Below are 7,298 nucleotides of genomic sequence, written 5' to 3'. Positions count from 1 at the left end.
TGCCAGAAATGAAAGCAAGGTAATTGGGGATTTGTTAGATTGTCTTAATCGTCAAACATATCCTAAAGAGCATTTTGGTGTTCATGTTATAGTAAAGGAAAGCAATGATCCTACTATAGAAATTGCCAAGAAATCAAATGCAACGGTTCATATTGCAAGCAACCAAACCTGCAAAGGCGATGCTTTGGATTTTTGTTTCAAAGATATTCTTTCTTTTTATCCTGACAAATACGATGCTTATGTTATAATTGATGCCGATTGTATGCTTGACCAGAAGTTCTTAGAAGAAATGAACAATGCAATGGCAAGCGGCAAACAGATTATTCAAGCCAAAAAAATTGTTAAAAATTACCATATCAAGCACAAAAAAGCAAACAGCTTGTCTGCTAGCTGTAATGGACTTATTTGGACAATCATTGACGACATGGGTAACAGATACAAATCTGATAAGGGCATAACAGGCATGACTATTGGTACAGGCATTATGCTAAGAAGCGATGTTGTCAAAATGCTTGGCGGCTGGCCGTATAGACAAACTCTTACCGAAGACATTGAATTGATGTTTGATTGCATGGTAAAAAGAATAAGCACATTTTATTATTCTTATGCAATTTTGTATATGGAAGAATCAACTAGTCTAAAAATAACTAATAAGAGAAGAAGAAGATGGTTGACTGGCGTTGTTGACAGCAAAAGGTTATATGCTAAGCGTGTAAAAAGAGCAGCTGTAACCAAAGAGGATAAGCGAAACAAATATTACGTTTTAGCTTTGTGGCCTGTATTCTATTATATAGGTACATGTGTAGTGTTCTCTATATTGCAGTTTATTACAGCAGTTGTCTTATTTATTTTGAAAAATCCTTTATGGTTAAGATCGCTGATATTTAGCGGCATAGCTATAGGAATAATTTATGTTTCTTTCTTGATTTTAACGCTGTTCTGTCTTATAGTAGAAAGAAAGAATATGCCTATATCTATATTTAAAAAGATTGTGTTGTTGTTTGTTCATCCTGTCTTTTATATGGGCTATATTCCTATCATCGCCAAGGCATTATTCTTCTCAAGCAACAGAGGGTGGGAAGTTATTGACAGAATTGATTATAAAATGGCACCTGCCCAAAATGCTGAACCAATGGTTGAACCTATTTCAGATGATGAAGGAGAAGTGGCATGCCTGCCGCAAGATTAGATGTGCAAGAAAAGATCAAAGAATTAGAAGCTAACGGTCAATTTGACCAGCATCTAAATCCTATTGATTATGATATTATTTTACCTATAGAGAAATTTAGTTATATAAAGAAAGGTTTTGAAAGAATAAAGATTTTTTTCCAAAACACATTTATAGTAAAACCTTTTACTTTACGGCTTAACAAAAAAGTTACTAAAACGATAGTTTTGGGAAGAGAAAATCTAAAAGGTATAAAATCCGCAGTAGTCACATGCAATCATATTTTTATGTATGATTGCCTTGTGGCTAAATACGGTTTAAGGGGACATAAGTTAAGAATTACGGCTGCCGAGTTTAATAATAGAAAAGGATTTTTAGGCGAGATGATGCGTGCTGGTGGTTTGATGCCGTTTAGTTCAAAATATGAGGACATGAAAAGGTTTAACCGCGCTTTTGAATACTTGCTTAAAAAGAATTATTATATTTTATTTTATCCTGAGCAAGCCATGTGGTACATGTATGATAAGCCCAGACCATATAAAAACGGAGCCTTTCATTACGCAGTAAAGCATAATGTACCTATAATACCAATGTTTATTACATTCAGAAACTCCGGGAAATTTGACGAAAACGGAATGGAGGATAAATATTTTACTCTGCACATAATGGAGCCGATTTATCCCAAAAAAGAGCTAGATAATAAAGAAAACATTGAATATATGAAAAACAGGAATTATGAAATGTGCTGTAACAAATATTTTGAGGTTTATGGAAAAAAAGTAGAATATAATACCAAAGATTAATACAAAGGAAAAATGTTGAGTGTTTATTTATCTTTTTATAATATTTTCAAGCATAGTATTGATATCTGTTTTTAATATCATTTTTACTATGGGCTTATTTAACTTGAGCATTCCATATATTATTTTTTTGGCATTTGCAGGTGCGGTTATAGAGTTTCTTATAGATGCAGTTGTAGCTTTTATAATACATAAATTGCCAGAGAAATGGTTTAATCCATTTAACAAGATATATAAGGTATGGAATTTTGAAAGAGGCCTATACGAAAAAATAGGCATAAGAAAATGGAAAGACAAAATTCCCGAAATGGGACAGCTTTGTAATTTCAAAAAAGATAAAATAGCTGATATTGGCAATAATGAATATATCTTCAAATTTATGGTAGAAACATGCTATGCCGAGGTATTGCATTTTCTTTCTGCAGTATTAGGTTTTGCTGTTATTTTTGTATTTTCGCCTAAATTTATGCTTTCTTTTGCTTTGCCTGTGGCAATAGTTAATTGCTTTTTGCAGATTTTGCCTATTTTGATTCAGAGATATACGCGTCCAAAACTTATTAAAGTTTATGAACGAAATTCTAAGGTCGCTTCAATAAAAGGCTAAAAATGTTATTAATCAGGGTTTGTAGAGCAATTACAAACCCTTATTTTTATTAGGTTGACTTTAAAATTAAATAATCTTATCATAATAAATAAGAGGTGCAAAAATATGAACAAAACAGCATTAATTACAGGTGCCAGCAGCGGTATAGGATATGAGCTTGCCAAGATTTTTGCAATGAACGGTTATGATCTTGTATTGGTTGCAAGAAGTGGTGATAAATTAAACGAATTAAAAAACACTCTAGAAAATCAACATAATATTAAAGTCTATAATATTGTAAAAGATTTGTCCGCAGTTGAAAGTCCAAACGAGATTTTTGGTGAGCTTGAAAACGCAAATATCAAAATTAATGTCTTGGTTAATAATGCTGGATTTGGTGATTTTGGAGAGTTTTATAATGCGGATTTGAATAAATTATCCAATATGATAGAACTCAATATTAATGCTTTGACCAAAATGACTCGTTTGTTTTTGCCCGATATGATAAAAAATAAAAGCGGCAAGATTTTAAATATTGCGTCGTTAGGAAGTTTTCAGCCTGGTCCTTTGATGGCAGTATATTATGCGTCAAAAGCCTATGTATTGTCTTTTTCAGAAGCCATTTCCCGCGAACTTAAAAATTCAGGAGTTACAGTTACTGCTGTTTGCCCTGGACCTACAAAAACCAATTTTACTGAAGCCGCTAATTTGGGAATGTCAGGATTGTTTGTTAATCTTCAAGTTGCAAGTGCGCAAAGTGTTGCTATGTTTGCATATAAAAAGATGCAAAAAGGAAAGGTTATAGCTGTTCCAGGATTCTTTAACAAGATCGCAACAATAGGCGTTAAATTACTTCCCAAACGTGTAGTACGAAATATGGTATATAAGATTCAAAAAAGAAGGTCAGAATAAAAGTTTTGCTGTAATTTATAGTCAACTTGACTTTTTTTGAATATTATATTATTATATCGATATAATGAATAAAGGTTTTGATAAAAAAATATCCCCATCACTAGAGGATTATTTAGAGGCTATATATAACCTAAGAAGACTTAATTCTAGCGTAAGAGTTACCGATATTGCGGTAGAGTTAGGAATAGCAAAGCCGAGTGTTAATAATGCAATAGCTTTATTAAAAGAAAAAGGATTGGTTAATCAAGAAAGATACGGTCTTGTTGAATTAACTCCAGCTGGTGAACGCAGGGCTGAATATGTATTGACTAAACATACTAATATTAAGGCTTTTTTGATTAAAGTTTTAGGTGTTGATGAAGTAACTGCCGAAGTTGAAGCATGCAAAATTGAACATGTTATCAGCGATGACACTGTTACCAAAATGAATATATTGCTTAACAAATTAGCCGATCGATAAAAAATAAAAAATTGCAATCCTTAGTCGGATTGTTTTTTTATGCCTATTTTTACTGAAGGGCATAATAAATACGAATGAGAAAAATGATCTTTTTATGCTAGACTGATATGCACTTTTTTGCTAAAATACTTTAAAGAGGTAAAAAACAAATGTCATCAAACAAATTTAAATCTCCTCAAGCAGACAAACTATTTGAAGCAATTTTGTCATTAAAAACAATTGATGAATGTTATGATTTTTTTGAAGATTTGTGTACCGTTGCTGAAATACATGCAATGATACAACGATTTGAAATTGCCCTTATGTTGGACGAGGGTAAAATCTATACTGCTATAACCGAAGAAACCGGAGCAAGCGCTGCAACTATCAGCCGTGTACATAAATGCTTGAACTATGGCGAAAACGGTTATAAAAGAGCTATTCAACGGCTTAAAGGCAAGTAAGCTGTGGATTGGTCAGTACTTAATAACGAACAAAGACAAGCCGCACAATGCACTAAGGGTGCGGTTCTTGTTACAGCAGGAGCAGGTAGCGGCAAGACACGGCTTTTGACATATAGAATCGCATATATAATTGAACAGGGAGTAAGTCCCTATAATATCTTGGCTATTACCTTTACCAATAAGGCAGCCAACGAAATGAAGACTAGACTTTCCGGCTTGATACATGACATAAAATATATGTGGGTAATGACTTTTCATGCATTATGTACACGTATATTAAGAGAAAATATTGATAAGCTGGAAGGATATAATAAGAATTTTTCTATTTATGATGAAGCTGAACAAAGCAGAGTTATAAAAAGCATTTTAAAAGATAAAGAAATCGATCCTGATAAATATTTAAAGACAATAAGATATCTTATTTCGGAATCTAAAAATGATGGTCTTTCATTAGAAGACTTTGCTTTGGAATATAGAGATATATCCAACTTTGACTTAATTTATGAAGTATATGAGGCTTATGAAAATCATCTCAAAAAAAATAACGCCTTGGATTTTGACGACCTATTAATCAAAACAAGATTATTGCTTTCAACCAATCAAGATGTTTTAGAGCATTATTCAAAAAGATTTGAATATATCAGTGTTGATGAATTTCAGGATACTAACAAAATTCAATATGAGTTAGTGAAACTTTTAGGCAGTTATCATAAAAACATATTCATAGTTGGAGATGAGGACCAGAGCATTTATGGTTGGCGCGGTGCTAATATAAGTAATATCAGAGATTTTATAAAAGATTATGATGCCAAAATATTCAAACTAGAGCAGAACTATCGCTCAACCAAAAAGATACTAAAAGCTGCCAATAATCTTATATCGTATAATACCAACAGAATCACTAAAAATCTATGGACAGAAAATGAAGAAGGCGTAAGGATAGAAAAATATACGGCCTTTAATGAAAGTGAAGAAGGCGAGTATATCGCTAGCACAATTAAGAGTTTGGTAGATTATGCTGGATATAAATACAATGATATTGCTATATTGGTACGACTTAACGCATTGACAAGAAACTTCGAAGAAAAGTTGATGAACTATAATATTCCTTATGATGTCTATGGAACTATAAAATTCTATGACAGAAAAGAAATTAAGGATATTTTGGCGTATTTGACTGTTATTGCCAATCCTAATGATAATGGCGCAATTTTGCGAATTATTAATTTCCCTAAACGCGGATTGGGTGACAGCACAGTAAAGCAGCTTCAAAATTATTGTGATATTCAAAACATCAGTATGCGCAATGCTTTGATAGATTTGGAAAATCAGGATTTGCCTAACCAGCTTATTAAGAAACTTAGACCTTTTGGCGAGCTGTTAAAAAAGATTATTAGCTATTATAATGAAAACGGTTTGCAAAAGACTGCTGAATTTGTGGTTGAAGAAACAGGAATTTGGCAAGTATATAGTGAAGATAACGAAGAAAATTATAACCGTAAACTTAATATTAATGAATTGCTCAATTCTATTGCTAAGTTTGTAGAAGAAAATGAAACTGATGACTTGAATGATTATTTGACTTCTATAAGCTTGCAGTCTGATATTGATACTTATGACGAAGTAAATAATAAAGTAACTTTGGCAACAATACACTCTGTAAAAGGTCTTGAATTTCCAGTCGTCTTTATCACTGGACTAGAAGAAGGAATATTCCCGGTTATGAGAGCAAGTGGATATAACGATGTAGAAGAAGAAAGACGACTAATGTATGTTGCAATGACTCGTGCTCAAAAAAGACTTTTTATGACTCATTGCAGGGTAAGATATCTATATGGAAATAGAGAAGATCACTTTCAATCACGCTTTTTAGATGAAATTATTGATGAAGAAGAGCAAAAAACAAGAAAAGATAATTTTACCGCGTACAGACAAAATTATTCAAAAACTGATAATAATCAATATAAGATTAATGCTACAATAAATACTCAAACAGATTATGTGCCTACTGTGCATAAACAGCCTTCAAAGATAAATACTGTGGCTGTTGACAAAAATTATGCACAGGGTGTTAAGGTAAAGCACAGAGCTTATGGTATAGGTACTATTTTGAGTATTAATGGCGAAGGTAATAACGCTATGGCGAAGATTGATTTTGAGCAGGTTGGAATAAAAAATCTTATTTTGGCTATTGCGCCATTGGAGATTATCAATGAATAATGAAATGAAAGAGCTTGTTGATAAGCTCAATCTATATGCTTATCATTATTATGTTCTTGATGATCCTATAATCAGTGATAAGGAATACGATGCTTTATACGACCAGTTGGTAAAACTGGAGCGAGAAACAGGCACTGTTTTGGAAGATTCGCCTACTAGAAGAATAGGCGGAGAACCTATTTCAAAATTTGGAACACACAAACATATAGCCAAACTTTACTCTCTAGATAAAGTACAATCAAAAGACGAATTAAAAAGCTGGTATTCTAGACTTGTAAAATCTTTGAAAGGTAAAGAACCTGTTCTTACCGTTGAGCATAAGCTCGACGGACTAACATTATGTTTGACATATAATAATGGACTGTTTGTTAGAGCCACCACAAGAGGCAACGGAGAGGTGGGCGAAGATGTTACCCAACAGGTAAGGACCATTAAGAGTTTTCCTTTGAGAATTAATTATGAAGGTCTTATAGAAGTTCAAGGCGAAGGTATAATGAGAACTTCTGTATTTAATGAATATAACAAAACAGCGACAGAAGTATTAAAAAATCCAAGAAACGCCGCAGCTGGGGCGATTAGAAATCTAGATCCCAAAGTTACGGCAAAACGCAATCTTGATATATATTTTTATAATGTCAATTATATGGAAGGCGGCCAAATTAATTCCCAAACAGAAATGATGGAGTTCTTGGCAAAAAACCGTTTCATGACT

The 7,298-nt window shown here is 32.8% G+C and carries 8 protein-coding genes; all 8 read left to right on the top strand.

The features are described 5' to 3' along the window. The coding region (locus VIL26_02100; GenBank protein ID HEY8389737.1) for a glycosyltransferase family 2 protein at positions 1-1,189 on the top strand (1,189 nt) is incomplete at its 5' end. Beyond that, positions 1,171-1,971: a lysophospholipid acyltransferase family protein gene (locus VIL26_02095; protein HEY8389736.1), complete on the top strand. Its 801-nt coding sequence runs from the start codon at positions 1,171-1,173 to the stop codon at positions 1,969-1,971. The genes VIL26_02100 and VIL26_02095, both read left to right, overlap by 19 nt. Before the next feature lie 88 nt (positions 1,972-2,059). Further along, on the top strand, positions 2,060-2,572 hold the full coding sequence (locus VIL26_02090; protein HEY8389735.1) for a hypothetical protein: 513 nt from the start codon (positions 2,060-2,062) through the stop codon (positions 2,570-2,572). Positions 2,573-2,677: 105 nt separating this feature from the next. Then, positions 2,678-3,463: an SDR family oxidoreductase gene (locus VIL26_02085; protein HEY8389734.1), complete on the top strand. Its 786-nt coding sequence runs from the start codon at positions 2,678-2,680 to the stop codon at positions 3,461-3,463. A 64-nt stretch (positions 3,464-3,527) separates the two neighbouring features. Then, a complete protein-coding gene (locus VIL26_02080) occupies positions 3,528-3,923 on the top strand; it encodes a metal-dependent transcriptional regulator (protein ID HEY8389733.1) in 396 nt (131 codons plus the stop codon). 149 nt (positions 3,924-4,072) lie between these two features. After that, on the top strand, positions 4,073-4,366 hold the full coding sequence (locus VIL26_02075; protein HEY8389732.1) for a YerC/YecD family TrpR-related protein: 294 nt from the start codon (positions 4,073-4,075) through the stop codon (positions 4,364-4,366). 3 nt (positions 4,367-4,369) lie between these two features. Beyond that, complete coding sequence (locus VIL26_02070) at positions 4,370-6,586, top strand: UvrD-helicase domain-containing protein (GenBank protein HEY8389731.1); 2,217 nt, start codon at positions 4,370-4,372, stop codon at positions 6,584-6,586. After that, positions 6,579-7,298, top strand: a 720-nt coding sequence (locus VIL26_02065; protein HEY8389730.1) for an NAD-dependent DNA ligase LigA, incomplete at its 3' end; no start/stop codon positions are given. The genes VIL26_02070 and VIL26_02065, both read left to right, overlap by 8 nt.

Source organism: Clostridia bacterium, from assembly GCA_036562685.1.
Classification (GTDB): Bacteria; Bacillota; Clostridia; order Christensenellales; family DUVY01; genus DUVY01.
Note: the sequence above shows the minus strand (reverse complement) of the source record. Positions and strands in the feature narration are given on the sequence as shown.